At 72.2% G+C, this 26,392-nt stretch carries 26 protein-coding genes; 18 read left to right on the plus strand and 8 right to left on the minus strand.

The annotated features are described in order from the left end of the window. Positions 1-27 precede the first annotated feature (27 nt). Positions 28-1,248 (plus strand): cytochrome P450, encoded by a 1,221-nt coding sequence (locus ABT232_RS27610; RefSeq protein ID WP_351844655.1) that lies wholly within the window; start codon positions 28-30, stop codon positions 1,246-1,248. 349 nt (positions 1,249-1,597) lie between these two features. Here the strand turns inward: ABT232_RS27610 and ABT232_RS27615 are convergent, their stop codons facing one another. After that, on the minus strand, positions 1,598-2,470 hold the full coding sequence (locus ABT232_RS27615) for a diacylglycerol kinase (protein ID WP_351844657.1): 873 nt from the start codon (positions 2,468-2,470) through the stop codon (positions 1,598-1,600). Between the two features lie 189 nt (positions 2,471-2,659). On the opposite strand from ABT232_RS27615, the gene ABT232_RS27620 reads away from it, so the two are divergent. Next, entirely contained in the window at positions 2,660-3,943 is a 1,284-nt protein-coding gene (locus ABT232_RS27620; RefSeq protein ID WP_351844659.1) for an adenylosuccinate synthase, read from the plus strand. A gap of 96 nt (positions 3,944-4,039) precedes the next feature. On the opposite strand, the gene ABT232_RS27625 is transcribed toward ABT232_RS27620, so the two are convergent. Together ABT232_RS27625 and ABT232_RS27630 are read right to left on the minus strand one after the other, a co-directional pair. After that, complete coding sequence (locus ABT232_RS27625; RefSeq protein WP_351844660.1) at positions 4,040-4,648, minus strand: ankyrin repeat domain-containing protein; 609 nt, start codon at positions 4,646-4,648, stop codon at positions 4,040-4,042. A 126-nt stretch (positions 4,649-4,774) separates the two neighbouring features. Further along, the gene (locus ABT232_RS27630) at positions 4,775-5,341 is read right to left on the minus strand and encodes a GlcG/HbpS family heme-binding protein (RefSeq protein WP_351844661.1); all 567 of its coding nucleotides are present in this window, start codon (positions 5,339-5,341) and stop codon (positions 4,775-4,777) included. 230 nt (positions 5,342-5,571) lie between these two features. On the opposite strand from ABT232_RS27630, the gene ABT232_RS27635 reads away from it, so the two are divergent. Further along, complete coding sequence (locus ABT232_RS27635) at positions 5,572-5,865, plus strand: hypothetical protein (RefSeq protein ID WP_351844663.1); 294 nt, start codon at positions 5,572-5,574, stop codon at positions 5,863-5,865. 28 nt (positions 5,866-5,893) lie between these two features. Here the strand turns inward: ABT232_RS27635 and ABT232_RS27640 are convergent, their stop codons facing one another. The 3 genes from ABT232_RS27640 to ABT232_RS27650 all read right to left on the minus strand — a co-directional run bounded on the left by ABT232_RS27640 (position 5,894) and on the right by ABT232_RS27650 (position 8,805). Further along, complete coding sequence (locus tag ABT232_RS27640) at positions 5,894-6,544, minus strand: putative DNA-mimic protein (RefSeq protein ID WP_351844667.1); 651 nt, start codon at positions 6,542-6,544, stop codon at positions 5,894-5,896. Positions 6,545-6,649: 105 nt separating this feature from the next. Next, entirely contained in the window at positions 6,650-7,351 is a 702-nt protein-coding gene (locus ABT232_RS27645) for a GntR family transcriptional regulator (RefSeq protein WP_351844668.1), read from the minus strand. A 98-nt stretch (positions 7,352-7,449) separates the two neighbouring features. Beyond that, positions 7,450-8,805 (minus strand): aspartate aminotransferase family protein, encoded by a 1,356-nt coding sequence (locus ABT232_RS27650; protein WP_351844669.1) that lies wholly within the window; start codon positions 8,803-8,805, stop codon positions 7,450-7,452. Between the two features lie 153 nt (positions 8,806-8,958). On the opposite strand from ABT232_RS27650, the gene ABT232_RS27655 reads away from it, so the two are divergent. The 3 genes from ABT232_RS27655 (at position 8,959) to ABT232_RS27665 (ending at position 12,365) form a co-directional block, all read left to right on the plus strand. Next, positions 8,959-9,564 (plus strand): type 1 glutamine amidotransferase family protein, encoded by a 606-nt coding sequence (locus ABT232_RS27655; protein ID WP_351844671.1) that lies wholly within the window; start codon positions 8,959-8,961, stop codon positions 9,562-9,564. Next, complete coding sequence (locus ABT232_RS27660) at positions 9,561-10,019, plus strand: MarR family winged helix-turn-helix transcriptional regulator (RefSeq protein WP_351844673.1); 459 nt, start codon at positions 9,561-9,563, stop codon at positions 10,017-10,019. Before ABT232_RS27655 ends, ABT232_RS27660 begins: the two co-directional genes overlap by 4 nt. A gap of 141 nt (positions 10,020-10,160) precedes the next feature. Then, a complete protein-coding gene (locus ABT232_RS27665; RefSeq protein WP_351844675.1) occupies positions 10,161-12,365 on the plus strand; it encodes a serine/threonine-protein kinase in 2,205 nt (734 codons plus the stop codon). 56 nt (positions 12,366-12,421) lie between these two features. On the opposite strand, the gene ABT232_RS27670 is transcribed toward ABT232_RS27665, so the two are convergent. Continuing rightward, complete coding sequence (locus tag ABT232_RS27670) at positions 12,422-13,168, minus strand: SLATT domain-containing protein (protein ID WP_351844677.1); 747 nt, start codon at positions 13,166-13,168, stop codon at positions 12,422-12,424. A gap of 265 nt (positions 13,169-13,433) precedes the next feature. Here ABT232_RS27670 and ABT232_RS27675 point away from each other — a divergent pair, with 265 nt between their 5' ends. The 4 genes from ABT232_RS27675 to ABT232_RS27690 all read left to right on the plus strand — a co-directional run bounded on the left by ABT232_RS27675 (position 13,434) and on the right by ABT232_RS27690 (position 17,652). Next, on the plus strand, positions 13,434-13,775 hold the full coding sequence (locus tag ABT232_RS27675; protein ID WP_351844679.1) for a YbaB/EbfC family nucleoid-associated protein: 342 nt from the start codon (positions 13,434-13,436) through the stop codon (positions 13,773-13,775). Positions 13,776-13,855: 80 nt separating this feature from the next. Continuing rightward, positions 13,856-14,455 (plus strand): recombination mediator RecR, encoded by a 600-nt coding sequence (gene recR, locus ABT232_RS27680; protein ID WP_351844681.1) that lies wholly within the window; start codon positions 13,856-13,858, stop codon positions 14,453-14,455. Further along, positions 14,448-15,110 (plus strand): DUF5063 domain-containing protein, encoded by a 663-nt coding sequence (locus tag ABT232_RS27685; RefSeq protein WP_351844683.1) that lies wholly within the window; start codon positions 14,448-14,450, stop codon positions 15,108-15,110. The genes recR and ABT232_RS27685 overlap by 8 nt, the downstream gene beginning before the upstream one ends. A gap of 79 nt (positions 15,111-15,189) precedes the next feature. Beyond that, positions 15,190-17,652: an NB-ARC domain-containing protein gene (locus ABT232_RS27690; protein WP_351844685.1), complete on the plus strand. Its 2,463-nt coding sequence runs from the start codon at positions 15,190-15,192 to the stop codon at positions 17,650-17,652. A gap of 10 nt (positions 17,653-17,662) precedes the next feature. Here ABT232_RS27690 and ABT232_RS27695 read toward each other — a convergent pair whose 3' ends face one another. Continuing rightward, entirely contained in the window at positions 17,663-18,091 is a 429-nt protein-coding gene (locus ABT232_RS27695; RefSeq protein WP_351844687.1) for a hypothetical protein, read from the minus strand. Positions 18,092-18,187: 96 nt separating this feature from the next. Here ABT232_RS27695 and ABT232_RS27700 point away from each other — a divergent pair, with 96 nt between their 5' ends. From ABT232_RS27700 to ABT232_RS27735, 8 genes are all read left to right on the plus strand, one after another. Continuing rightward, entirely contained in the window at positions 18,188-18,967 is a 780-nt protein-coding gene (locus tag ABT232_RS27700) for a helix-turn-helix domain-containing protein (RefSeq protein WP_351844733.1), read from the plus strand. After that, the gene (locus ABT232_RS27705) at positions 18,960-19,148 is read left to right on the plus strand and encodes a DUF397 domain-containing protein (RefSeq protein WP_351844689.1); all 189 of its coding nucleotides are present in this window, start codon (positions 18,960-18,962) and stop codon (positions 19,146-19,148) included. Before ABT232_RS27700 ends, ABT232_RS27705 begins: the two co-directional genes overlap by 8 nt. A 61-nt stretch (positions 19,149-19,209) precedes the next feature. Continuing rightward, positions 19,210-19,638 (plus strand): hypothetical protein, encoded by a 429-nt coding sequence (locus tag ABT232_RS27710; protein WP_351844691.1) that lies wholly within the window; start codon positions 19,210-19,212, stop codon positions 19,636-19,638. Beyond that, positions 19,635-21,692: a tetratricopeptide repeat protein gene (locus ABT232_RS27715; protein WP_351844693.1), complete on the plus strand. Its 2,058-nt coding sequence runs from the start codon at positions 19,635-19,637 to the stop codon at positions 21,690-21,692. The genes ABT232_RS27710 and ABT232_RS27715 overlap by 4 nt, the downstream gene beginning before the upstream one ends. A gap of 166 nt (positions 21,693-21,858) precedes the next feature. Next, positions 21,859-23,136, plus strand: coding sequence for an aspartate kinase (locus tag ABT232_RS27720; RefSeq protein WP_351844695.1), 1,278 nt, complete (start codon positions 21,859-21,861; stop codon positions 23,134-23,136). Then, complete coding sequence (locus ABT232_RS27725) at positions 23,133-24,185, plus strand: aspartate-semialdehyde dehydrogenase (RefSeq protein ID WP_351844697.1); 1,053 nt, start codon at positions 23,133-23,135, stop codon at positions 24,183-24,185. Before ABT232_RS27720 ends, ABT232_RS27725 begins: the two co-directional genes overlap by 4 nt. Positions 24,186-24,635: 450 nt before the next feature. Continuing rightward, complete coding sequence (locus tag ABT232_RS27730) at positions 24,636-25,232, plus strand: SigE family RNA polymerase sigma factor (protein ID WP_351844699.1); 597 nt, start codon at positions 24,636-24,638, stop codon at positions 25,230-25,232. A 68-nt stretch (positions 25,233-25,300) separates the two neighbouring features. Then, on the plus strand, positions 25,301-26,359 hold the full coding sequence (locus ABT232_RS27735; RefSeq protein ID WP_351844701.1) for a hypothetical protein: 1,059 nt from the start codon (positions 25,301-25,303) through the stop codon (positions 26,357-26,359). The last annotated feature ends 33 nt before the right edge of the window (positions 26,360-26,392 follow it).

The raw sequence follows: 26,392 nt of genomic DNA on the forward strand, positions 1-26,392 counted from the left end.
CCCGCCCGCGCGCGTTAGCGTCCGCACATGTCAGGCCCTACCGACCTCGCCTTCGCCCCGTGGGACCCGGCGTTCCTCGCGGACCCGTACCCCGCCTACGCCGAGCTGCGCGCCAGGGGCCGGGTGATCCACTACGCGCCCACCGACCAGTGGCTGGTGCCGCACCACGCGGACGTCTCGGCGCTGCTGCGGGACCGGCGGCTGGGCCGCACCTACCAGCACCGCTTCACCCACGAGGACTTCGGCCGCACCCCGCCGCCGCCGGAGCACGAGCCGTTCCACACCCTCAACGACCACGGCATGCTCGACCTGGAGCCGCCGGACCACACCCGGATCCGGCGCCTGGTGTCGAAGGCGTTCACACCCCGGACGGTGGAGGGGCTGAGGCCGTACGTGGAGCGGCTGGCCGGGGAGCTGGCCGACCGGCTGGTCCGGCGCGGCGGTGGTGATCTGCTCGCCGATGTCGCCGAGCCGCTGCCGGTGGCGGTGATCGCGCAGATGCTGGGCGTCCCCGAGTCCGACCGGGCGCCGCTGCGGCCCTGGTCGGCGGACATCTGCGGGATGTACGAGCTGAACCCGTCCGAGGAGACGGCTGCGAAGGCGGTACGGGCGTCGCGGGAGTTCTCCGACTACTTGCGCGGACTGATCGCGGAGCGCCGCAAGGAGCCCGGCGACGACCTGATCTCCGGTCTGATCGCGGCGCACGACGAGGGCGACCGGCTCACCGAGCAGGAGATGATCTCGACCTGCGTGCTGCTGCTCAACGCGGGCCACGAGGCGACGGTGAACGCCACGGTCAACGGCTGGTGGGCGCTGTTCCGCAACCCCGGCCAGCTCGCCGCCCTGCGCGCGGACCACTCCCTGATCCCGTCCGCCGTCGAAGAGCTGATGCGCTACGACACCCCGCTCCAGCTCTTCGAACGCTGGGTGCTGGACGAGATCGAGATCGACGGCACGACCGTTCCCCGCGGCGCGGAACTCGCGCTGCTCTTCGGTTCCGCCAACCACGACCCGGCCGTCTTCGCCGACCCCGAACGCCTGGACCTCACCCGCGAGGACAATCCGCACATCTCCTTCAGCGCCGGTATCCACTACTGCATCGGCGCCCCGCTGGCCCGTATCGAGCTGGCGGCCTCGATGCGGGCCCTTCTGGAGCGGGCCCCGACCCTGGCCCTGGCGGCGGAACCGGCCCGCAAGCCGAACTTCGTGATCAGAGGGCTGGAGGGCCTGAGCGTCGAGGTGCGATGACGGTCCCGGAGGGCGGCGCCGCACTGGGAAGCGCCGCACTGGGCGGCGCGGCACTGGGCAGCGCCGCACCTCCACCCGCCACACCTCCACCCGCCACACCCCGTCCCAGGCCCATCGACGAGCACTGGGGCGCCTACGACGTCCTGCGCGCCCCAGTTCCTCCCGCGCCACCCCCACGCCCGCCTGTGCGGCTCCCCACGCCCTCCCTGAGGTCACCCAGGCCCTCTACGGTCACCCAGGCCCTCTACGGTCACCCAGGCCCTCCCGCACCACCCAGGCCTCCCTGCGCCGCCTACGCCGCTCCCTGAGAGGCCAGGCCCCCTGAGACGCCACGCCCCCCAGAACGCCCCTAAGACGCCGGCAGCGTCAGTCCCAAGCCGCCCTCCCACACCGTCCACGTCCGCCGGCGGACCGGGCCGGAGACCAGCGCGTCGGCCCGGTAGCGGAAGTCCGTGCCGGACACCGTCACCCGGTGGCCCGTCGCCAGCAGCGGGGTCGCCTCGGCGCCGACGGAGAGGGGGCGGACCTCCACGGTGGCCTCGCCGGAGCCGGCCGGGGTCAGCGAGACGGCCTCCACCGGCTGGCCGAGGTCGATCAGGGTCTGGCCGTCGACCTCGACCCGCAGCCGGGCGGGCCCGGCCGCGCTCGGCACGGAGGCGGAGGTCACCCGGGTGGGCCGGGCCGGCACCAGGGTGCGGACGAGGGACTGGCAGGTCCGCAGCCAGGGCCGCCCCACCGCGCCGGCCCCCTCCGGCGCGTCCCGTCCACCCGGCAGCGGCGGGATGCCGACCGCTCCGACCACCACCCCGTCGCTGTCGTCGACCAGCAGGTCCAGCCGCCGCTCGGCGCCCTCCAGCACGGCCCGCGCGGCCGCGACGGCACCGGCCGGGACCCCGAGGGACCGGGCCAGCGACATCCCGGAGCCGGAGCCGACCGGCACCACGGACAGCACACATCCGGCCAGCTCCCGCTGCCGGTGCAAAAGGGACACGGCCCGGACCAGGGCGCGGTCGTCACCGATCACGACCGGTCGCCGCGAGCCGCGCCGGGCCAGTGCCCGGGCGAATTCCTCGGGGCCGTCCGGGAGACACACCTTGGCGGCGGCACCCGCCCTGAGCACGTCTTTTGCGATTCGCGTGGACTCCGAGTCCACTCGCATGGCGACCGGATCGATGATCACCAACAGCTGCTCGGACGTCACGGAAGTCGCCACCTCGGTCATGCCTCGCTTCCTCGGGTAGCATCTTTGTGCAAGAGCCCCTTGCGCTATTGCGCCAGGGGCTTCGTCTATTCCGGGGCACCCGGTCCTACGGTTGCGGCCAATGACGGTCGCGCGGTGCACGCGGTGGTAAAGACCTACCGCGCGCGCCCCTGACCCTGGACATGCCCCGCCCGGAAGGGGTGTACGCGCGTGCCCGCACTTGTGCTGCTCGGTGCTCAGTGGGGTGACGAAGGCAAGGGAAAGGCGACGGACCTGCTCGGCGGATCCGTTGACTATGTGGTGCGCTACCAGGGCGGCAACAACGCCGGCCACACGGTAGTCGTGGGTGACCAGAAGTACGCCCTCCACCTGCTCCCTTCCGGAATCCTGTCTCCCGGCTGTACGCCGGTCATCGGTAACGGTGTCGTCGTCGACCCGTCTGTCCTGCTCTCCGAGCTGAGTGGGCTGAACGAGCGCGGCGTCGACACGTCCAAGCTCCTGATCAGCGGTAACGCGCATATCATCACGCCGTACAACGTCACTGTCGACAAGGTGACGGAACGCTTCCTCGGAAAGCGCAAGATCGGCACCACCGGCCGCGGTATCGGCCCGACCTACGCGGACAAGATCAACCGCGTGGGCATCCGGGTTCAGGACCTCTACGACGAGTCGATCCTGGAGCAGAAGGTCGAGGCGGCCCTCGACGTCAAGAACCAGCTGCTCACCAAGCTCTACAACCGCCGCGCCATCGCCGTGGAGCAGGTCGTCGAGGAGCTGCTGGGCTACGCCGACAAGCTGCGGCCGTACGTCGCGGACACGGTGCTGGTGCTGAACCAGGCACTGGAGGAGGACAAGGTCGTCCTGTTCGAGGGCGGCCAGGGCACGCTGCTGGACATCGACCACGGCACGTATCCCTTCGTCACCTCGTCGAACCCGACCGCGGGCGGCGCCTGCACCGGCGCCGGCGTGGGCCCGACGAAGATCAGCCGGGTCATCGGCATCCTCAAGGCGTACACGACCCGTGTCGGCGCGGGCCCGTTCCCGACCGAGCTGTTCGACGAGGACGGCGAGGCGCTGCGCCGGATCGGCGGCGAGCGGGGCGTGACCACCGGCCGTGACCGCCGCTGCGGCTGGTTCGACGCGGTGATCGCCCGGTACGCGACCCGGGTGAACGGCCTGACGGACTTCTTCCTCACCAAGCTCGACGTGCTCACCGGCTGGGAGCAGATCCCGGTCTGTGTCGCCTACGAGATCGACGGCAAGCGCGTCGAGGAGCTGCCGTACTCGCAGTCGGACTTCCACCACGCGAAGCCGGTCTACGAGACGCTGCCGGGCTGGTCCGAGGACATCACCAAGGCGAAGTCCTTCTCCGACCTGCCGAAGAACGCCCAGAACTACGTGAAGGCGCTGGAGGAGATGTCCGGCGCCCCGATCTCCGCGATCGGCGTGGGCCCGGGCCGGGACGAGACGATCGAGATCAACTCGTTCATCTGAGGCCTGCGGGCCGAGGCCCTGAGAAACGCCTCTGAGCTGGGCATCGCCGCTGCGTCGCAGCAGGGCGGTGCCCAGCTCCGTTTTTCCTGCGGGTCCTTACCGCTCGGGCCGTCGTACGGCCCTCAGCAGTCCCGCGATCTCGGTGAACCCGCGCCGCTCGGCGTGTTCCAGGGCGGTGACGCCGTCGCCGTCGGGGAGGCCGGGGGTGGCACCGGCGGTGACGAGGAGTTCCACGATCTCCTGGTGGGCCCGGCCGCCGTCGCCGAGGATCACCGCCTCCAGCAGCGCGGTCCAGCCGAGGTGATTGACGTGGTCGACGTCGATGGCGGTCTCGCGCAGCACGGCACGGACGTAGCCGACGTGGCCGCGTTCGGCGGCGGGGATGAGGGAGACGCCGCCGAAGCGGTTGACCTGCGTCAGGTCCGGCCCCGCCGGGAGCAGGGTGCGCATCATCGGCACGCTGCCGGTGACGCCGGTGACCAGCCAGGGGCTGTCCGCCCGGTCGTCGGCGGCGTCGACGTCGGCGCCCGCGGCGACCAGCACCTCGGCGGCGGCCACATGGTCGCCCAGCGCGGCCAGTAGCAGGGGTGTGCGGCGGTGCGCGTCGCGGGTCCCGGTGCCGGCGCCCGCTGCGAGGGCGGCGCGGACGGCACCGGCGTCGCCCGCCTCGGCGGCGGACAGCAGGGCACGGTCGGCGGGGGTCATGGTCGAACTCCTCGGGCGGGTCAGGTCGCGCAGCGCGGCGAACGGCCGGCGGCGCACGGCCCGGGGGGTACCGTGCGCCGCCGGGATCGGGAGGGGCGTACTGCTCAAGGTGCCGGCTGCCTGCCGTTACCGGCCGAGTGCCGCCACGCCGGCCTGGGCGTACTTCTCGTCGAGGGCTCCGGAGGGGGCGCCCGCGACGCCGATGCCCGCGATCGGGGCGCCCTTGGCGGTCACGGGGGCGCCGCCCGCGAGGAAGAGGGTGCCGGGGATGTCCTTCAGGTTCGGGGTCTGCTCCAGGCGCTTGGCGAGTTCGGAGGTGGGGGCGTTCCAGGAGACGGCGGTGTAGGCCTTGCGCTCGGCGGACTCGTAGGACTGCGGTCCCGCGCCGTCGCCGCGGAGGGTCACGACGGTGTTGCCGTTGCGGTCGACGACGGCGACGGTGACGCGCTGGTTCTCCTTCTCGGCGGCCTCCAGGGCGGCTTGGGCGGCCTCGGTCGCGGCGTCGATGCTCAGATGCGAGGACTGGTACAGGTCCTGGTTCCGGACGTCCGCCGTGACGGCGGCCGGGGTGCCCTCGGCGGGAGAGGTGGCGTTGGCCGAGACCGCGCCGACGGTGGTGAGGGCGACGGCGGCGGCGAGGGCGCCGCCGGTGACGAGACGGGTGCGCTTCGAGATCTTCTTGTGCTGCTGCATGCCCTCCATGCTGGGTCCGGACACCGGCCGCGCCCGTCGGCGTACCGGCTGCCTCCGGCGACCGGAACGGACGAGGCCGGGGTCGACCGAACGGACGACCCCGACGGCCTGCTCATGAGGTATCGGCGCTCACCTCGACCAGCCGGGCATCCGGTGCGTATCGGGCATAGGGTGAGGGTGTACGGACGCGTCGGCGGACGAGCCGGAACCGGCAGAAGAAGGTGACTGCGATGCGCGTACTCCTGAAGGTGCGGATGGACACGGCCATGGCCAACGAGGCCATCCGGAACGGCACCCTCCCCAAGCTGCTCGCGGAGTCGATGGAGCAGATCAAGCCGGAAGCGGCGTACTTCACCTCCGACCAGGGCAGACGCACCGCCTACATGGTGTTCGACATGCAGGACAGCAGTCAGATGCCGGTGCTCAGCGAGCCGTTCTTCCTCCACCTCGGCGCGGAGATCACCTACACGCCGGTGATGAACTACGACGACGTGCAGAAGGGCCTGGCCCAGCTGGGCCGCTGAGCCGGCGTCAGCCGCAGGCGCGCGGTCGTCAGCTGAAGACGATCATCGATCCCTGCGCCAGACTCCGCGTTGCCGCCGCGTGCAGCCCCAGCCAGACGTGCCGCTCGCGGGCGAACGGGCTCGGGTCGTACGGGGCCGGCACGGCGGGCTCCTCCAACTCGGTCGGGCCGAGCGGGGGTTGCGGGGGCGCCGGGGGGTTGAGCGGGTCGATGCCGAGCGTCGGCGCGACGGTCTCCAACTCCCGCAGCAGCCCGCTGGCGGAGCCCAGCGGGCCGCCGCCCGCGAGGAGTTCGTCGTTGGAGAGCGGGTGCGGGAAGTCGATCGGCACATAGGCGCCCGCGTGGTCGTAGTGCCAGACCAGGTGGGACTGCTGGGCCGTCGTCTCGAACATCTCCAGCAGCTGTTCGTAGTCCCCGCCCAGTTCGTCGACCGGGGTCACCGGCAGGCCGCAGACCTGCAACAAGTAGGCGCGGCGCAGGAAGTGCAGGGCGTCGTAGTCGAATCCGGCGACCGGGGCGACCTCGCCGGACAGCCCCGGCATGTACTGGTACACCGGCACCGGCGGCAGCCCGGCCTCGGCGAGCGCCTTGTCGTATTGCGCGAGTTCCTCGGCGAACGGGTTGTCCGGCGTGTGGCACAACAGGTCGACGAGCGGGACCAGCCACAGGTCACAGGCCAAAAGAGGGCTCCTCGGGTACGGGCGCGCGCACGGTGGTCAGGGCAGCGTAATGGGTGGGGCCCGGACGGGTCCCCTCCCGTACCGGTCCCATACCCAGAACTGCCGTCAGCCGCCCGCCAGTCGCTCGATCAGTGCCAGCGAGTGGGTGTTGTACGCGGCGATCAGCGTGCGCGCCTCGTCGGTGTCCCGGCGGGCCAGGGCGTCCATCAGCTCGGTGTGCCCGGCCCACAGCAGCCCCCGCAGATCGGGCAGCCGGCGCAGGTGCTGCACCGCGCAGACCCAGGACTGGACGCGCAGCCGGTGCAGGAAGTCGGCGAGGTAGGGGTTGCCGAACAGGCCGCTCAGCTCGCGCCAGAAGCGCAGGTCGTAGCCGATGAGGACGGTGAGGTCGCCGGCCGTGGCGGCGCGCTGGGCCTCCTCGCCGCGGCGGCGCACACCCGCGAGCGCGGCGGCCGTGCCCGGGTCGTCGGGGTCGCGGAAGCCGCGGTGGCCGGCGCCGAGCGCCTGGAACATGCCGTCGGTGACCAGGCTGCGGGCCTCCACCAGCCCGCGGAAGTCGTCGACGGAGTACTCGCGGACATGGAAGCCGCGGTGCTGGTCGGCCTCCAGCAGTCCCTGCGCGGCCAGGTCGACCAGGGCCTCGCGCACCGGGGTCGCGGAGACGCCGTACTGCTCGGCGATCTCCTTCACCGTGAACTCCTGCCCCGGCTGGAGCCGCCCGGCCAGCACCTCGTCGCGCAGCGCGTCCGCGATCTGCTGCCGCAGGGTGCTACGGGTCACAGCGCCGTTGCCGCTGGTGCCGGGCATGGTGGGGGGACTCCCTCTTGCTCTCACGTTCGAATGGCGTGCACTGGTGTGCCCACGAGCACGCCACCTTACGCGGTCCCCCCACCCGGGGTAACCGGTTACACGACGTACTCGTCGGCCACCGTGAGGGCCGCGTCCAGCGCCGCCAGGCCCTCCTTCAGCTCGGCCTCGGTGACGTTGCACGGCGGCACGACATGAGTGCGGTTCATGTTGATGAAGGGCCAGATGCCGTGTGCCTTGGCGGCGGCCCCGAACGCGGCCATCGGGGCGTTCGCCTCGCCGGCGGCGTTGTACGGCACCAGCGGCTCACGGGTCTCGCGGTCCTTGACCAGGTCCAGCGCCCAGAACATGCCGACGCCGCGCACCTCGCCGACGCTCGGGTGCCGCTCGGCCAGCTCCCGCAGGGCCGGCTCCACGACCTCGGCGCCGAGCCGGGCGGCGTTCTCGACGACGCCCTCCTCGGCCATGACGCCGATCGTCGCGACGGCCGCGGCGCAGGCCAGGGGGTGCCCGGAGTAGGTGAGACCGCCGGGGTAGGGCTTCTTGCCGAACGTCTCGGCGATCGCGCCGGAGATGGCGACGCCGCCGAGCGGCACGTACCCGGAGTTCACACCCTTGGCGAAGGTCAGCAGGTCGGGCGTGACGTCGAACAGGTCGGCCGCGAACCACTCACCGGTCCGCCCGAAGCCCGCCATCACCTCGTCGAGGATGAAGACGATGCCGTACTTGTCGCAGATCTCGCGCACTCCGGCGAGGTAGCCGGGCGGCGGCACCATGATCCCGGCGGTGCCGGGGATGGTCTCCAGGATGATCGCGGCGACGGTCGACGGCCCCTCGAAGGCGATCGTCGTCTCCAGGTGCTCCAGCGCCCGCGCGCACTCCTGCTCCTCGGTCTCGGCGTAGAAGCGGGAGCGGTAGAGGAAGGGAGCCCAGAACCGCACCACGCCGGCCGCGCCGGAGTCGGAGGCCCAGCGGCGCGGGTCACCGGTGATGTTCACGGCCTGCTGGGTGCCGCCGTGGTACGAGCGGTACGCCGAGAGCACCTTGGGACGGCCGGTGTGCAGCCGGGCCATCCGCACCGCGTGCTCGACGGCGTCCGCGCCCCCGTTGGTGAAGAAGATCTTGTCCAGGTCGCCGGGGGTGCGCTCGGCGATCAGCCGGGCCGCCTCCGAGCGCGCCTCGACGGCGAAGGCGGGCGCGAAGGTGGTCATCTTCGCGGCCTGCTCCTGGATCGCGGCGACGACCTTGGGGTGCTGGTAGCCGATGTTGGTGTAGACGAGGCCGCTGGTGAAGTCGAGGTAGCGCTTGCCGTCGTAGTCCCAGAAGTACGACCCCTCCGCGCCGGCGACGGCGAGCGGGTCGATGAGCTCCTGCGCGGACCAGGAGTGGAAGACATGCGCGCGGTCCGCGGCCTTCACGGCGGCGCCGGCCTGGGGGTCGGGATGAGGGGTCATGCGGGCGAGCGTAAATGTCCGCGATACGGACGCGGTATCGGCGTCCTGTCTGCGGTCGGGGGGTTTTTGCGACAGTCTGTCGACGCCGCCTGTTGACAGCAGGCTGTCGAAATGACAGTCTGCTGTCATCAAGAGAACGTCTGAGGAGGAACCATGAGCCGCAAGCCCGTCCACCTCGCCGTCTACGACACCCTCGCCGACTGGGAGACCGGCCACGCCACCGCGCACCTCGCCCGCGCCGGCCACGAGATCCGCACCGTCGGCCCCACCACCGCCCCCGTCCGCAGCATCGGCGGCCTGCGCGTCCAGCCCGACCTCGCCCTGGACGACGTACGGCCCGAGGACAGCTCGCTGCTGATCCTCCCGGGCGCCGACCTCTGGGACACCTCGGACGACCTCGCCCCCTTCGCCCGCAAGGCCCGCGCCTTCCTGGCGGCCGGCGTGCCCGTCGCCGCGATCTGCGGCGCCACCGCCGGACTCGCCCGCGAGGGCCTGCTCGACGACCGCGCCCACACCAGCGCCGTCTCCTTCTACCTGGCCGCCACCGGCTACGCGGGCGGCGCGCGGTACGTCGACGCGGACGCCGTCACCGACGGCCCGCTGATCACCGCCGGACCCACCGAGCCGGTCGCCTTCGCCCGCGAGATCCTGCGGCTGCTCGGGGTGTACGAGGGCGAGGTGCTGGACGCCTGGTACCGGCTGTTCCACGACTCCGACGCGGCGGCCTACGCGGTGCTCGAGAAGGCGGGGGCCCTGTGAGCCGCACCCGCCAGGACCTGTTCAGCCGCGGCGCGCTCGGCGTGTTCCGGCTGAACGGCCAGTTCCTCGCCGTCGCCGAGGAGCTGGCCCGGCCGGCCGGGCTGACCGCCGCCTGGTGGCAGGTGCTGGGCGCGGTGCTGCGCGAACCGCTGCCGGTGGCCGGGATCGCCCGCGCCATGGGCATCACCCGGCAGAGCGTCCAGCGCATCGCCGACCTGCTGGTCGAGCGCGGCCTCGCCGAGTACCGGACCAACCCCGCGCACCGCCGCGCCAAACTGCTCGCGCCGACACCGGAGGGCCGCGCCGCGGTCGGCAGGATCGACCCCGGCCACGCGGCCTACGCCGACCGGCTCGCCGACGCCCTCGGCGAGGCCGGACTCGCCGCCGCGGTGGAGGCGCTGGAGCGGCTGTCGAAGGCGCTGGACGACCTGGGGCCACCTGTTACGGAACCGTAGACAGCGGCCCGTACGACTCCCTGTGAGGGCCGCATTATTCTCGGCCTGGGGCTCGGCCCGAGGCACGGCCGGACGTCGGCCGCGGCCCGGCTGTCGCCCGGCTCGCGCCGGGCTGTGGCCCGGCGAGGGGGAGGCGGCGGCATGGAGAGACTGGGGCCAGGGGACCCGCGGCAGACGGGCGCTTACCGGCTGCTCGGGCGGCTCGGCGCCGGCGGCATGGGTCAGGTCTATCTGGCCCGGTCGGACCGGGGACGGACGGTCGCGGTCAAGGTGGTGCGCGCGGAACTCGCCGCCCAGGAGGAGTTCCGGGCCCGGTTCCGCCAGGAGGTGCGGGCCGCCCGGCAGGTCGGCGGGCACTGGACGGCACCCGTGCTCGACGCCGACACCGAGGCCGCCGTGCCCTGGGTCGCCACCGGATACGTCGCCGGACCGAGCCTCCAGCAGGTCGTCGGCCACGACCACGGGCCGCTGCCCGAGCGCTCTGTGCGGATCCTGGCGGCCGGCCTCGCCCATGCCCTCAAGGACATCCACGCCGCCGGGATCATCCACCGCGACCTCAAGCCGTCCAACGTCCTGGTGACCATCGACGGGCCCCGCGTCATCGACTTCGGCATCGCCCGCGCCCTGGAGACGGTCACCGACGGCGGGCTCACCCGCACCGGCGCACTGGTCGGCTCACCCGGCTTCATGGCGCCCGAGCAGGTCCGCGGCGACCGCATCACCCCCGCCTGCGACGTCTTCTGCCTCGGCTCCGTCCTCGCCTACGCCGCCACCGGCGCGCTGCCCTTCGGGGGCGCCGACAGCGGGGTGCACGCCCTGATGTTCCGCATCGCGCAGGAGGAACCCGATCTGTCGCGGGTCCCCGAGGGCATCGCCGACCTCGTCCGCGACTGCCTGCGCAAGGACCCCGCCGCCCGTCCCACCCTGGACGCCGTCCTGGAACGCACCGGCGCGGAGGACACCGTCTCCGACGGCCGCGCCCTCGATCCCTGGCTGCCGGGCGCGCTGGTCGCCCAGCTCGGACGGCACGCGGTACGGCTGCTGGAGACGGAGAGCCCGGAGTCGGCGGGACCCTCGCCCGAGCACGCCGCGTCGGCCGACGAGGGTGCCGGAGTGCCGCGCGGCGCGGCGGGACCGGGTGCGCCGGGCGGTCCGGGCGCGGCGGGCGCGGCGGGCGCGCACAGCGGTCCCGGTGGAGCGGGGGGCTATGGAGTGGCGGGTGCGCCGGGTGCGCCTGGTGCGCCGGGTCTCCAGGGCGGCGTCGGCGTCCCGGGCGGTTCCGGTGGTCCCGGTGGTCCCGGTGGCGCTGCGGGCCACGGTGGGCCGGGTGCGCCGGGCGGCGCCGGAGTCCCGGCCGGTTCCGGTGGCCCCGGTGGCGCGGCGGGCTACGGCGCGGCCGGTGCGCCGGACGTCCAGGGCGGCCCAGGTGGTCCCGGCGCCCCGGCCGGCTCCGGCGGCCCCGGCGGCGCGGGCGCCGCACCGCCGCTGAACCACCTGCCGACCATGACCGCCGGCCAGGCCGCCCCGGCGGCACCGCCGCCACCCGCCCACCCCGCCTACGGCCCTCCGCCGGCCCCGCCACCCCAGCAGCCCCCGCACGGCTATCCCCAGCAGGGCTACGGCTATCCCCAGCAGCCCGGTCAACCGTACCCGCAGCAGCCCTACCCGCAGCAGCCCTACGGCGGCCCGCCCTCGCGGCCCGCCTCCTACGGCGGCCTCGGCCCGACCCCGCCGTACGGACTCCCGCCCCATCAGCAGCTCCAGGAACCGGGCCGCCGCAGCGGCCGGGCCACCGCTCTGCTCGTCGTCGTCGCGCTGATCGTCGCGCTGGCCGCCGGGGGCTCGGTGTACGCGCTGATGAACGGTGACGGCGACGCCGATGCGGGCCCGTCACCGACCCCGACGCCGACCGCGACCACCGAGGCGACCACCGCCCCGCCCACCCCAGGGCCCTCCACGCCCTCCCCTTCGACGAGCACCGAAGGGGCGGACGGCGCGATCCCGGCGGCCTACCTAGGCACCTGGACGACCACCATCGACAACGCCGACGGCGTGCACACCCGCGAGCTGACCATCCAGCAGGGCGAGCCGGGCGACACGGTGCTCTCGCTCGTCGCGGACGGCCCCACCGCCGACGGCGACTACCACTGCGTCTTCGCCGCCGCGCTCAGCGAGAAGCCGGCCGGGGACGGGCCGCTGCGGATCGGCCCGTCCACGGTGACGACCGGCGAACCGCTCTCCTCCTGCTCACCCGGCGAGGCCACCGAGATCACCCTGCTGTCGGCGGACACGCTCCAGCGCGTCAACACCAGCACCGGCGAGGAGCTGACCTACACCCGCTCCTGAGCTGACCTGCACCCGCTCCTGAGCGCTGACGAAACACCCGCTCCTGAACCCACCGGTCAGCGGGGCTCCGGCGGGCGCTGGCGGGGCATGTTCGGGCGGGCCGGGCCGGGCGGCATGGGGAACCGTCCCTGCGCGCCCCCCGACTCCCCGCGGGTGCCCGCCCCGACCGAGCTCTGGATGCCCAGCGGCGCGGACCCGGTGCGGAACTCCACCATCCAGTCCGCGGTCTCGGTGCGCACCAGCTCGGTCACGTCCTCGCAGAACCGCCGCAGCACCCCGAGGCACCGGTCGGCCGCCTCGCTCGCCGTGCCCTCCGTCGGGCCCAGCACCTCGCGCACGCTCTCCGAGGCCCAGTCGAACTGGAACGCCTGGAGTCTGCGCTGGACGGCCTGCGCGGTCGCCACGTCCCTTATCCACCCCGAGGTGACCCCGAAGAACCGGTCGACCCCCACACAGGCCACCGCGAGCATCAGCGCCAGATACCCCCACGGGGCGACCCCGCCCATCACACCGGTCAGATCCAGCAGCGGCAGCGCGGCCCCCGCCACCGCGCCCGCCGCCGCACCCCCGCGCAACGCCCGCGCCCCGCGCCGCTTCCACACCCGGTCGGCGAGATACCAGGCCGCGGTGTCCAGGGCCCCGCGCTCCACCCACCGGTAGAGATCGTCCAGGCGCTGCGCGGGCTCGGCCCAGTCGCCGAGCGGGAACGCCCGCCCGGTCAGATCCCCCGGCCGCAGCCCGGCCGCCCCCTCGCCGCGCCCGTCCTGAGGCGGACCCTCGGGCTGCATCTCCGGCTGACCCACCCGGCACTCCCTACTGACTCTGCGTACGGACGGCGTACTGACGCTGCGTGACGCCTGATGATGTTGTGCCGGACCCTTCCTACCGCCCAATGGGTGGCGAAGGTGAGCCTTTCATCGCTTTTCCGCCCGGAAGGGGGTCTTGATCAGGTATAGGCCCGATGGGTAACTCACTCGAAAGAGTGCTGGGGCGACGGCCGCGCGGACCACGTAGGCTCGTGCCAGGCGGGAAAACCCGTCCGGCAGCCGTACGAAACAGGAGCTGATCGTGATTCCCGGTGGTGGCCAGCCCAACATGCAGCAGCTGCTCCAGCAGGCTCAGAAGATGCAGCAGGACCTGGCCCGTGCGCAGGAGGAACTGGCGGACACCGAGGTCGAGGGCCAGGCGGGCGGTGGCCTGGTGAAGGCCACGGTCAGCGGCGCCGGCGAGCTGCGCGGTCTGGTCATCGACCCGAAGGCGGTGGACCCGGAGGACACCGAGACCCTGGCCGACCTGGTCGTCGCGGCCGTGCACGCGGCCAACGAGAACGCGCAGGCCCTCCAGCAGCAGAAGCTCGGCCCGCTCGCCCAGGGCCTGGGCGGCGGCGGCATCCCGGGCCTGCCCTTCTGACTCGGAGTCCTGCCTTTCGAAGACAGGCAGGGGCCGTCTACCGTACGTATTGAAGGCACCCCAGGAAGGACGGCAGTCCGTTGTACGAAGGCGTGGTACAGGACCTCATCGACGAGCTGGGCCGATTGCCCGGCGTCGGTCCCAAGAGCGCCCAGCGGATCGCCTTCCACGTCCTCCAGGCGGAGCCGACGGACGTACGGCGTCTCGCCCAGGCACTGCTCGAGGTGAAGGCCAAGGTCCGCTTCTGCGCGGTGTGCGGGAACGTCGCGCAGGAGGAACAGTGCGGGATCTGCCGCGACCCGCGACGCGACCCCTCGGTGATCTGCGTCGTGGAGGAGCCCAAGGACGTCGTGGCGATCGAGCGCACCCGCGAGTTCCGCGGCCGATACCACGTCCTGGGCGGCGCGATCAGCCCGATCGAGGGTGTGGGCCCGGACGACCTGCGTATACGAGAACTTCTCGCGCGGTTGGCCGACGGGACGGTCACGGAGCTGATCCTGGCCACCGACCCGAACCTGGAGGGCGAGGCCACGGCGACGTACCTCGCCCGGATGATCAAGCCCATGGGCCTCAAGGTCACCCGCCTGGCCAGCGGCCTCCCGGTGGGCGGTGACCTGGAATACGCGGACGAGGTGACCCTCGGCCGCGCCTTCGAGGGGAGACGACTCCTAGATGTCTGACGCCACGCTGCACTCCACGACGCGGAACCCGGACGACTTCGCGGTCCAGATCGCGGACCAGATCGAGAGCTTCCTGGTCGCCGTCGCCGAGGTCGCCAAGGGCGACGAGCCCGACTCGGCCGTCCCGTTCCTCCTCCTGGAGGTCTCCCAGCTCATGCTGGCCGGCGGCCGGCTCGGCGCGCACGAGGACATCGTCCCCGACGAGCGCTACGAACCCGACCCGGGCCCGGAGCCGGACGTCGACGCGCTCCGCGAGAACCTGGCGCGACTGCTGGAGCCGATCGACGTCTACTCGGAGGTCTTCGACCCCTACGAGCCCCGCAAGGCACCGGTCGCGGCCCGGATCTCCGACGACCTGACCGACGTCGTCACCGACCTCCGCCACGGCATGGCCCACTACAACGCGGGCCGCACCTCGGAGGCGCTGTGGTGGTGGCAGTTCTCCTACTTCTCCAACTGGGGCGCCACCGCCTCGGCGACCCTGCGGGCCCTCCAGTCCGTCGTCGCCCACGTCCGCCTGAACCAGCCCCTGGAGGAGCTGGACGGCCTGGACACGGACCAGACCCTCGGCGACGACACCCTGGAGTTCGAGGCGGGCCGGGTGATGACCCAGGAGATCGCGGGACCGCTGGGACTCAAGCCGGCCAAGAGCTAGGCACCCGACCGCCGCTGACAGGCAGTCAAGTACCGCCGTAGTCCTGACGGCCGCCGCGCCGAACGTCATGATGTGAGACATGAGTGGCGTTTTCGACCGGCGGCCCGGCGTGGCTGCGTCAGGGGACGAAGCGGTAGCGGCAGGCCGCGACATCGGCGTCGCGGTGACCGGCGCGGGTGCGGTCGGGACGCAGTACACCCAGCAGCACATCGATCAGTACATCGACAAGGCCATGATCGTGCCCGGCCAGGGGTACGCCCGCCCCTCGCTCCGGCCGGAGGCCGTCGACGCCCCGGCCGGACTGACGAACCTCCCCGTACGGCCCGCCCTGTTCGTCGGCCGCGAGCGCGAACTCGCCCTCCTGGACGCCGCCCTGGCCACCCCGGGCGGAGCCGTCGTGCGGGCACTGCACGGCCTCGGCGGCATCGGCAAGTCCACGCTCGCCGCGCGCTGGGTCGCCGACCACCCCCAGTACTCGCCGGCCTGGTGGATCACCGCAGACAGCCCGGCCGCGCTGGACGCCGGACTGGCCGGCCTCGCCGCCAAGCTGGACCAGGACCTGACCGGGAGCCAGCAGCAGTTACGCGACTGGGCCGTGAGGTGGCTCGCGGTCCACGACAACTGGGTGATCGTCCTCGACAACGTCTCCGACCCGGCCGACCTCAAGCCCTTGCTGGCGGCGGCCGGCAACGGCCGGTTCCTGATCACCAGCAGGCGCTCCTCCGGCTGGCACGGGCTGGCCGAGACGGTCGCCCTGGACGTCCTCGCCCACGACGACGCCCTGGACCTCTTCACCCGCATCTGCCCGGAGGCCGGCGACCAGGTCGGCCGCCTCTGCACCGAGCTGGGCTGTCTGCCGCTTGCGGTGGAACAGGCCGCCGCCTACTGCGCGGAGACGGTCACGACCGCGGCCGACTACCTGGACCATCTGACCTCCTACCCCGCCGCCATGTACGCGACGGCGGCGGAGGGCGGTGACGTCGAGCGGACGGTCGCCCGGGTCTGGCACCTCACCCTGGACCGGCTCGCCGACGACCCGCTCGCCGTCCACATCCTGCTCACCCTCGCCTGGTACGCGCCTGACGACATTCCCCGCTCCCTGCCGGAAACCCTCGGCGCCCCGGTCGCGGTCCGCCGCGCCCTGGGCCGCCTGCGGGCGCACAGCATGCTCACCCTGCGCGGTGACTCCCTGTCCCTGCACCGTCTGGTGCAGGCCGTGTCCCGCACCAGCGATCCGGGCGACCCGCACCGCCGGCCCGACGCGGTCGCGCGGGCCCGTGAGATGGCGGCGGAAGCGCTGGTGGAAGGCCTGCCCGCCGACACCGGTGACCCCACGCTCTGGCCCCGCTGGCGCAGCCTGCTGACCCATGTCGAGGCACTGGCGGAGCACGCCCCCGCGGGCGAGGACTCCGTGGACCTCGCGCGGGTCTTCAGCATCATGGGGGAGTTCGTCGCGGGCTACGGCATGCCGGATCGCGCGGAACGCCTCCTGGAACGCGGGGAAGCCGGGCTCGTACGCCGTCTCGGCCCGGACCACCGGCTCTCCCTGACCGCCCGCAACCGTCTGATCCATGTCGCCGACATCTCCGTCGAGGACGCGTCGGAGCACGTCGAGCGGTGCGCGCGGAACCTGGGCGAAGAGGACCCCGAGACAATCACGGCGCTCTTCGAGCTCGCCCGGGAGTGCGGGGTCCGGGACGACATCCAGGAGGCCCTGGCCCTGCTCGACCAGGTGATACGCCTGCGCACCGAAATCCTTGGACCAGGACACCGCGACACGCTGACGGCGCGAGCGGAACGCGCCGGACTGGCGCTTGTGCGGGGCGGCGTCGCCGACGCGATCGGGGACCTGACACAGGTTTACGAGGACGCGGCCCGGCAGCTCGGCGACACGCACCCCCTGGCCCTGGACCTGCGCGGCCAACTGGCCGTCATCGCACCCGGCATGGGGGACTTCGTGATCGGAGCGGGTAACGTCATGCGGCTGGCGGACACGGCGGACGGGGACGCGGTGCGGACCCAGGTGGAAGCGCTTTTCGCCCGTCTGCGGGACGTCACCCCCGCCGAGATGCAGTCCTGGGCGGGCGGATCCATCGACAGCCTCAAGGAACACCTGGCCAACTGCGAGGCGGTCCTCGGGCCCGGACACGGTGACACCGTGCACGCCGAGATCACGCTGTCGCAGGCCTACATGGTGGTGGGAGAGATGGACAACGCACTCCACCATGCCGAACGGAGCGCCGCCAACGCCGAGCAGACCCTGGGACCCGACCACCCCATGACGACCACCGCCCAGCTGACGAGCATCTTCCTGTCCTTCATGCAGGCGGCGCAGAGCGGACAGCCGCAGGGCGTGGCGCCGCAGGACATCCCCAGAACGCCGGCCGAGATGGTGGAACGCCTCCGGGAGATCTTCGGCGACAAGGCCGAGGAGATGACCGAGGTCCTGGCGTGGATGGAGTCCGCGGGAGGCCTGCTGCCGCAAGATCTTCTCGAAGGCACTGAGCCCGAGACCCCCGAGGCCTCGACGGGCGGTACGTGAGCGGGTCGCCTCACCCCGTGACCCGGCAGCCGGGCCCCACTCCCCGAACCGCCTTCAGCAGCCCCGCCGCGTCCACGAACGGCGCGGTCGCCGTCGGTTCGCCGTACCACCGCAGCGGCCAGGTGTTCCCGTCCAGCGCCGGGACACCGATGTACGTCACCGTGCGCGAGCCCCGCGCCCCGAACCGCTGCACCCCGAGCGGCCACTCGTGCCCGCGCACCTCGCCGGGTGCGAGCAGGAAGTACATCCACCGGAAGCCGGCGGCCTCGCACACGATCGGTCCGGGGTCGCCGTCCGTCGCCTCGATCAGCCGCGAGGCGACCAGCTCACCTCGTACGCCCTCGATCCGTACGACGTCGAAGTGCACTCCGGCGACGCGGAGTTGATGGCCGGAGGCCGGGACCCACTCGGGCGGGTTGATTACGTCCGTCATGGTCACACCGTGCCGATGGTGGGGCTACGGTCGGTAGTGACCCAGGTGTGACGTGCTGTGGTGTACCGGTCGGAGGTGCGTGCTGTGTCCCAGTCGCCCGTCATGTGGCGCTTCAGTGGCAACCAGCTGAAGCGTTGGCGCACGAAGGCGAACGTCAGCCGGGAGGAACTGGCCGCCGCCTCCAACTACTCCCCGGACACCATCAAGGCGATGGAGCAGGGCGTACGGATGCCGACGGCCCGCGTCCTCGACGTGGCGGACGAGCTGTGCGAGGCGCAGGGCCTGCTGAGCGCGGCGAAGGAGTATCTGAGCCGGGAGAAGTTCCCGGCGCGGGCGCGGGAGTTCATGGAGCGGGAGAGGGAGGCGATCAGCCGCTGGTCGTACGGCATCGCTCTGGTGCCGGGACTGTTGCAGACCAAGGAGTACGCGCGGACGCTCATCGAGAACCGCCTGCCCGCGCTGGACGAGGACACGGTCGAGGAGCGCATCGCGGCCCGCATCGAGCGCCAGGCGATCCTGACGGACCAGAAGCCGCTCGTGTCCCTGAGCTTTGTGCTCTACGAGGCCGCTCTGCGCAGTCCTCTGGTGAACGCCGCACAGCTCCAGCGCCTCCTGGAGGTCGGGCGACTGCGGAACGTCGCCATGCAGGTGCTCCCCTTCGACCGGGCCATCACCGCCGCGCTCCAAGGCCCCATGGTGCTTCTGGAGACCCGTGACCACGAGCGGTTCGCGTTCACGGAGGGTCCGTTCGCCAGTGAACTCTCGGCGGACCCGGACATCGTCAGCCGTGTCACCGAGCGGCTTAGCATGATTCGGGCGCAGGCCCTCAGCCCCGCTGAGACAGCCCGTTTCATCGAGCGGATGGTGGACGAGCATGAATGACCAGCTGACGTGGTTCAAGTCGAGCTACAGCGACGACGAGGGCGGCGATTGCCTCGAAGTCGCCTTCGCACAACGCATCCGCATCCACATCCGCGACTCGAAGAACCCCGCCGGCCCCCGGCTGGACGTCGCCGCTGCCGCCTGGGCGGCCTTCGTCCGCGCGGTTGGGTCCGGGGTCTGAGCCCCGGCGGATCGACCCGAACCCCTGCCCTCCGACCGTCGTCGGCGTCATCATGGGCCGTATGACGGGGCGCATGAAGGTGTTGATGTGGACCGGGCTCGGGCTCTGCGTGCTCGGTGCGGTGGGGCTGGTCGTCGGGGCTGTGGTGGATGTCGAGGGAGCGGATCCCTGGGCGAGCGTGGCCGGTGGGGTGGCGGGTCTGCTGGGGTTGGCGGTGGCGGTCTTCGCGTTCACGCGGGACGCGTCCGCGCCAGCCGGTCCGAGCGTGACCGCCAGCGGTGCGCGAGCCGTTGCCGCAGGGCGGGACATCGGTTCCGTCTCGACCGGCGACAACGACACTCTCACGCCGCCGAACGCGCCCGCGCCGCCCGCGCCCACCGGAGCGGGCGATGAGCCACCGGCGCGGAACGTGACGGCCTCCGGCGACCGGTCCGTCGCCGCCGGGCGGGACATCCACAACGCGCGCACCGGCGACGGTCCCGCCACATGACCGCTTCGGCGGAGGCATCCGGGGGCCAGGCCATCGCCGCCGGGCGGGACGTCCGGCAGGGGATCAGCGGGGACGGCTCGGTGGGGATGTACAGCGAAAAGTCCCTGCTGCTGCCCGCCGAGGCGTTCGCGATGCCAAAGGCTCCGCCGGACGGGCTGGCCAACCCACGTGACCGGGCAGGCCTGTTCGTCGGGCGTGAGCGGGAACTCGCCTCGCTGGACGAGGCATTCGCGACCACCGGCGGTGTAGTCGTGCAGGCCGTGCACGGCCTCGGCGGCATCGGCAAGTCGACGCTCGCGGCGCGGTGGGCGGCGGAGCACACGGGGGTCTTCAACCCGGTGTGGTGGATCAACGCCGAGACCACCGCCGCACTCGACGCCGGTCTCGCCGACCTCGCGATCGCGTTGCAGCCGGTGCCGGCGGACGTGCTCTCGCGGGAGGTGCTGCGGGAGCGGGCGGTGCAGTGGCTGGCGGCGCACGAGGGCTGGCTGCTGGTGCTGGACAACGTCTCCTCGCCGACGGATGTGAAGGACCTCCTGGCACGGGCGGCGGGCGGCCGCTTCCTCATCACGACACGGCGGGCCACCGGATGGCAGGGCATCGCCGAGTCGCTGGCCCTGGACGTGCTCTCGCTCGCCGAGGCCACCGAGCTGTTCGCCCGTGTCCAGGGCGGTACCGCGGCCGACGCCGAGGGCCTGTGCCGCGAGCTGGGGTGCCTGCCGCTCGCCGTGGAACAGGCCGCCGCGTACTGCACGGAGGCGGGAATCACGGCGGGCGAGTACGCGGAACTGCTGGCGCGCTGTCCGGACCGGATGTTCGCGAGTGCGGCCGAGGGCGGGAGCAGCGAGCGGACCGTGGCGCGGGTGTGGCGTATCACCCTGGACCGGCTGGCGGACACACCGCTGGCGGAGGTCGTGCTGCGGACCATCGCCTGGTGGGCGTCCGACGGGATTCCCCGGGCCTATCTGGATCCGCTGGGCGGCCCGCCCGACGTGACGGACGCGATCCGGCGCCTGGCGGCGCACAGCATGATCAGCCTGCACGACGACGGCACGATCTCGGTGCACCGGCTGGTGCAGGCCGTGGCGCGCTCCGAAGGCGTGGACCACGCCCACACGGCCGCCCGGCTGTTGCTCGACGCCGGGTTGGAAGTGCGTCACGTCGCGGCGGAGGGGAGGTGGCTCGCCCATCTCGACGCGCTGACATCGTGCACGGAGCCGGAGAACGACGGGACGTTCTCGGTCCATCTGTTCGGGGTGGGGGCGAGCATCCAGCTCCACTTCGACACCGCGCGCTCGATCGATCTGTCCGAGCGAGCCGTGGCGGCAGCCGAGCGGGTGTGTGGACCGCGTGATGAGGCGACGCTGGAGGCACGCGGCCACCTGGCCCATACGTACGGGCTGACGGGTGACCACGAGCGGGCCATCAGTCTGTCCGAACGGAACGTGGCCGACCATGTGCGGGCGTTCGGGCGCCGGGATCCACGGACGTTCCGGGCGAGGGCGAGACTGGCCGACGAGCTGCGACACGCCGGGCGGCTGCCGGACGCGCTGTCACTCGCCGCGAAGAACGCCAGAAGGGCGGAACGAGCGCTCGGCGCCGACGCGGAGACCACTCTCGAAGCGTGGTCGGTGTGGGCCGAGGCCTTGGTCGAACGTGCCGAGGGGGATGCCGGCCGCTTCGCCCGCCCTGCCTGTGACGCGCTGGAGGAGCTGCTGGACCGGGCGGTGTCGGCCACCGGCCCGGACAGCCGTGTCACCTGGAAAGTACGGAACTCGCTGGTGTGGGCCAGGACGGCTGCCGGGGATGTCGGGGGAGCGGCGGCCAGGTACGAGGAACTGGTCGAGAGCCGTGAGCGGGTCCGCGGCGACACGGACAGACTGACGCTGCAGTCACGGACCGATTACGCCAGGTTTCTCTGGGGGCCGGCGGGCGACCCGGCCCGCGCCCGCGAGGTCGTCGTCCCCCTGCTCGCCGACTGGGAGCGACTGCTCGGTGACACCCCGTACGTCCAGCAGCTCCGACAGGAGTTCGCCGCGCTCCTCGGCGCGTAACCCGTACGCATCGAATCCCCGACTTTGGGCAGGGACTGTCCTGGACGACGCCGACGTCTCACCATGCGGGAGCGCAGAGGTGGATTTCGGACGCTCGTTAGACTGAGCCGACCCGCAGTACACCGTCGTACACGCGGAATGAACACACATCGAGCGAGGAGCGCACGTGGGCCTTGTCGTGCAGAAGTACGGAGGCTCCTCCGTAGCCGATGCCGAAGGCATCAAGCGCGTCGCCAAGCGGATCGTGGAAGCGAAGAAGAACGGCCACCAGGTGGTGGCCGTGGTTTCCGCGATGGGCGACACGACGGACGAGCTGATCGATCTCGCCGAGCAGGTTTCCCCGATTCCTGCCGGGCGCGAGCTCGACATGCTGCTGACCGCCGGAGAGCGGATCTCCATGGCCCTGCTGGCCATGGCGATCAAAAACCTGGGCCACTCGGCCCAGTCGTTCACCGGCAGCCAGGCAGGTGTCATCACCGACTCGGTCCACAACAAAGCCCGGATCATCGACGTCACGCCGGGCCGTATCCGGGACTCGCTCGACGAGGGCAACATCGCCATCGTCGCCGGTTTCCAGGGTGTCTCGCAGGACACCAAGGACATCACCACGCTCGGCCGCGGCGGTTCGGACACCACCGCCGTCGCGCTGGCCGCGGCCCTCGACGCCGAGGTGTGCGAGATCTACACGGACGTCGACGGTGTGTTCACCGCCGACCCGCGTGTGGTGAAGAAGGCGCGGAAGATCGACTGGATCTCCTTCGAGGACATGCTGGAGCTGGCCGCGTCCGGTTCCAAGGTGCTGCTCCACCGCTGTGTGGAGTACGCGCGCCGCTACAACATCCCGATCCACGTCCGCTCGTCCTTCAGCGGGCTCCAGGGCACGTGGGTCAGCAGTGAGCCGATCGAGCAAGGGGAACAGAAGGTGGAGCAGGCCATCATCTCCGGTGTCGCGCACGACACCTCCGAGGCCAAGATCACGGTCGTCGGTGTGCCCGACAAGCCGGGTGAGGCCGCCGCCATCTTCCGCACGATCGCCGATGCCGAGATCAACATCGACATGGTCGTGCAGAACGTGTCCGCCGCCTCCACCGGTCTGACGGACATCTCCTTCACGCTGCCCAAGACCGAGGGCCGCAAGGCCATCGACGCGCTGGAGAAGAACCGGTCCGGCATCGGCTTCGACTCGCTGCGCTACGACGACCAGATCGGCAAGATCTCCCTGGTCGGCGCGGGCATGAAGACCAATCCGGGCGTCACGGCCGGGTTCTTCGAGGCGCTGAGCGACGCCGGTGTGAACATCGAGCTGATCTCGACCTCCGAGATCCGCATCTCGGTGGTCACCCGCGCCGACGACGTCAACGAGGCCGTCCGCGCGGTGCACACCGCCTTCGGGCTCGACTCCGACAGCGACGAGGCCGTCGTCTACGGAGGCACCGGGCGATGACCGGACGACCGACGCTCGCGGTCGTGGGAGCGACCGGAGCCGTCGGCGCGGTCATGCTCCAGATCCTGTCCCAGCACGCGGACATCTGGGGCGAGATCCGACTCCTCGCCTCGCCGCGCTCGGCCGGCCGCAAGCTGGCCGTGCGCGGCGAGGAGGTCGAGGTGACGGCCCTGTCGGAGGAGGCCTTCGACGGGGTCGACATCGCCATGTTCGACGTACCGGACGAGGTGTCCGCGCAGTGGGCGCCGATCGCCGCCGCCAAGGGCGTGGTGGTCGTCGACAACTCGGACGCCTTCCGAATGGACCCGGACGTGCCGCTGGTGGTGCCCGAGGTCAACGCGCACGCGGCGCGGATGCGGCCGCGCGGGATCGTCGCCAACCCGCACTGCACCACCCTGTCGATGATCGTCGCGCTGGGCGCGCTGCACGCCGAGTTCGGGCTGAGCTCTCTGGTGGTGTCGTCGTACCAGGCGGTCAGCGGGGCGGGCCGGGCCGGTGTGGACACGCTGCGTGAGCAGCTGTCCCTGGTGGCCGGCACCGAGCTGGGGACCAACCCCGGCGATGTGCGGCGCGCGGTCGGCGACCGCACGGGGCCGTTCCCGGAGCCGGTCGCGCTGAACGTGGTGCCGTGGGCGGGTTCGCTGCGCGAGGACGGCTGGTCCTCGGAGGAGATGTCCCTGCGGGACGAGTCCCGCAAGATCCTGGGTCTGCCGCAGCTGCCGGTCGCGGTGACCTGCGTCCGGGTGCCGGTGGTCACCGCGCACGCCCTGACCGTCCACGCCCGCTTCGAGAACGAGGTCACGGTGGGCCGGGCCCGCGAGATCCTGGCCACCGCGCCGGGCGTGGTCCTCTACGACGACCCGGCCGCCGGCGAGTTCCCGACCCCCGCCGACGTGGTGGGCACCGATCCGACCTGGGTCGGGCGGGTGCGGCGGGCGCTGGACGATCCGACGGCGCTGGAACTCTTCGTGTGCGGGGACAATTTGCGCAAAGGCGCCGCACTCAACACCGCGCAGATCGCCGAACTGGTGGCCTCGGAGTTCTCGTGAGGGAGCGCGCCCACGAGAAAAGTCTCTGACATGTGCTGATCGGTTTGTAGGATCTGCGTAAGACGTGTGCGACGGATGTTGGTCCGGACCACTTGAGCTGGACCCCGTCGGCGTTCCAAGATTTGCTCCCCGCCCTCCGCAACCGCGCGGAGGGCGGGGAGCGTCTATGCGGTCGCCCTTACCGGGGTGTGGAACGCGTGGGATCCAGGCGTGGGGACGCCGAGAGCGCGGCGTGGGGACGCCCGTTCATATGTGACATAGGGGAAGAGCGGGACGCATGAGGGCATTTGAGGCAGCGTCGGTCGTGCTGCCTGACGCGAAAGTGACGTCCGGCACGTACAACCCTCTCGGGGGGAAACGTGTCCAACTGGCGTGGCAGAGGTTCTCGACTTTCCAGCGCCGACGCGCGGCACGGCTCTCAGGCCGGCCCGCCGGCCGCTTCGCACCCGCATGCCCGGCGCGCCCGGCGGCATGCCGGTGATCGCGCCCATGCCCGCAGCGCGGCCCGCCCGCATCCCCAGTCAGCGTGACGGCGCCGAGGACACGGTGGCCGCCGGTACGACCGTCGACCATCTCACCGAGACGTACCGCGCCCACTACCGCTCCCTGCTCGGTCTGGCCGCCCTGCTCCTCGACGACACCGCCTCCTGCGAGGACGTCGTCCAGGAGGCCTTCATCCGCGTCCACTCCGCGCGCAAGCGCGTCCGCGACCCGGAGAAGACGCTCGCCTATCTGCGGCAGACCGTGGTCAACCTGTCCCGCTCGGCCCTGCGCCGCCGCATACTCGGCCTGAAGCTGCTCTCCAAGCCGATGCCGGACATGGCGAGCGCCGAGGAGGGCGCCTACGACCAGCTGGAGCGCGACTCCCTGATCAAGGCGATGAAGGGCCTCCAGCGCCGCCAGCGCGAGGTCCTGGTGCTGCGCTACTTCGCGGACATGACGGAGGCGCAGGTCGCCGAGACGCTCGGCATATCGCTGGGCTCGGTGAAGGCGTACGGCTCCCGCGGCATCGCCGCGCTGCGGGTGGCCATGGGGGCGGCGGCATGACAGGCCCCGAAGATCAGAAGAAGGCACCCGAGCAAGACCCGAAGCAACCGCACGCTGGGAACGGAACTGTGAACCACGGCCCCGACGACCAGAGCCCCGACGGGCTCGACTCGGACGAGCTGGCACTGCGCAGGCTGCTGCACGGCGCGGTGCAGGAGATCGAGCCGCGCGACGGCACGCTGGACCATCTGCGCCGGGCGGTGCCCGCCCGACGCGCGCGCAAACGGCAGGCAGTGGTCGGCATGGCGGCCGCCGCCCTGTTCATCGGCACCGCCGTCCCGGCCCTCGTCCATGTCTCCAACGCCACCGGCCCCGACGCCAACCCCTCCATCGCCGGCCACGGCTCGGCCGCCCAGGGCGGCACCAGCGAGGGCCGGAGCACCGAGGGCACCGGCCAGGACTCCGGCGGCTCCTCCGACAGGACCGAGGAGAAGGACGGCGGCGAGAAGGGCGACGACAAGGGCAAGGGCGGCAGCACCGAGAACGGCTCCGGCGACAGCGCCGACCCCTCGGCGCCCAGCTCCGAGTCGACCGCGCCGTGCACGGCCGACCAGCTGAGCGCGGGCGGCGGCGCGGACGCCCCCGACTCCACGGGCGCGGTCTACGGCACCTTCCGGATCACCAACATCTCCGGCGGCGGCTGCACCGTCAGCGGCCCCGGCGCCATGACCCCGCTGGCCCAGGGCGCCGCCGACCCCGCCAGGATCGCTCTCGTCGGCCATGTCGCCGGCGATCCGGCGGCCGGCCTGCCCGACCCCTCCCTGGAGGTGCCGCAGCTGGTGCTGCTGCCGGGCGCGGCGTACGAGGTGAAGTTCGCCTGGGTGCCGTCCGACGCCTGCCCCACGGGCAACGGTGACAACGGCTCCGGTGGCAACGGCGGCAACGGCGGCAGCGGTGAGCCGACCCCCGACCCGACGCCCACCGAGACCTCCGGCACCACGCCCGAGGGCACCTCGACGGGCGGCGACACCGGGGTGACCACCCAGCTGCTGACCGAGGACGGCACGCTCGACGGCAGCGTGGCCCTGACGTACGCGGCGGAAGGCGGAGCGCCGGCGACCGGCGTGACGATCTCCAACGCGTGCGCGGGAACCGTCTACCGCACCGGGGTGCTGTCGGCCTCGTAGGCCCACCGCGGCCGCCGGGTGACCGGCACGGGC

Source organism: Streptomyces sp. NPDC001532 (assembly GCF_040298625.1).
Lineage (GTDB): Bacteria > Actinomycetota > Actinomycetes > Streptomycetales > Streptomycetaceae > Streptomyces.

Bases quoted from the DNA above. Each gene is read 5' to 3' on its own strand.
- ABT232_RS27730 (WP_351844699.1), top strand. From the start codon at position 24,636: ATGCCCGGCGCGCCCGGCGGCATGCCGGTGATCGCGCCCATGCCCGCA.
- ABT232_RS27635 (WP_351844663.1), top strand. From the start codon at position 5,572: ATGCGCGTACTCCTGAAGGTGCGGATGGACACGGCCATGGCCAACGAG.
- ABT232_RS27725 (WP_351844697.1), top strand. From the start codon at position 23,133: ATGACCGGACGACCGACGCTCGCGGTCGTGGGAGCGACCGGAGCCGTC.
- ABT232_RS27685 (WP_351844683.1), top strand. From the start codon at position 14,448: ATGTCTGACGCCACGCTGCACTCCACGACGCGGAACCCGGACGACTTC.
- ABT232_RS27700 (WP_351844733.1), top strand. From the start codon at position 18,188: ATGTGGCGCTTCAGTGGCAACCAGCTGAAGCGTTGGCGCACGAAGGCG.
- ABT232_RS27650 (WP_351844669.1), bottom strand. From the start codon at position 8,805: ATGACCCCTCATCCCGACCCCCAGGCCGGCGCCGCCGTGAAGGCCGCG.
- ABT232_RS27665 (WP_351844675.1), top strand. From the start codon at position 10,161: ATGGAGAGACTGGGGCCAGGGGACCCGCGGCAGACGGGCGCTTACCGG.
- ABT232_RS27715 (WP_351844693.1), top strand. From the start codon at position 19,635: ATGACCGCTTCGGCGGAGGCATCCGGGGGCCAGGCCATCGCCGCCGGG.
- ABT232_RS27655 (WP_351844671.1), top strand. From the start codon at position 8,959: ATGAGCCGCAAGCCCGTCCACCTCGCCGTCTACGACACCCTCGCCGAC.
- ABT232_RS27705 (WP_351844689.1), top strand. From the start codon at position 18,960: ATGAATGACCAGCTGACGTGGTTCAAGTCGAGCTACAGCGACGACGAG.
- ABT232_RS27610 (WP_351844655.1), top strand. From the start codon at position 28: ATGTCAGGCCCTACCGACCTCGCCTTCGCCCCGTGGGACCCGGCGTTC.
- ABT232_RS27690 (WP_351844685.1), top strand. From the start codon at position 15,190: ATGAGTGGCGTTTTCGACCGGCGGCCCGGCGTGGCTGCGTCAGGGGAC.
- ABT232_RS27630 (WP_351844661.1), bottom strand. From the start codon at position 5,341: ATGCAGCAGCACAAGAAGATCTCGAAGCGCACCCGTCTCGTCACCGGC.
- ABT232_RS27710 (WP_351844691.1), top strand. From the start codon at position 19,210: ATGACGGGGCGCATGAAGGTGTTGATGTGGACCGGGCTCGGGCTCTGC.
- ABT232_RS27645 (WP_351844668.1), bottom strand. From the start codon at position 7,351: ATGCCCGGCACCAGCGGCAACGGCGCTGTGACCCGTAGCACCCTGCGG.
- ABT232_RS27615 (WP_351844657.1), bottom strand. From the start codon at position 2,470: ATGACCGAGGTGGCGACTTCCGTGACGTCCGAGCAGCTGTTGGTGATC.
- ABT232_RS27625 (WP_351844660.1), bottom strand. From the start codon at position 4,648: ATGACCCCCGCCGACCGTGCCCTGCTGTCCGCCGCCGAGGCGGGCGAC.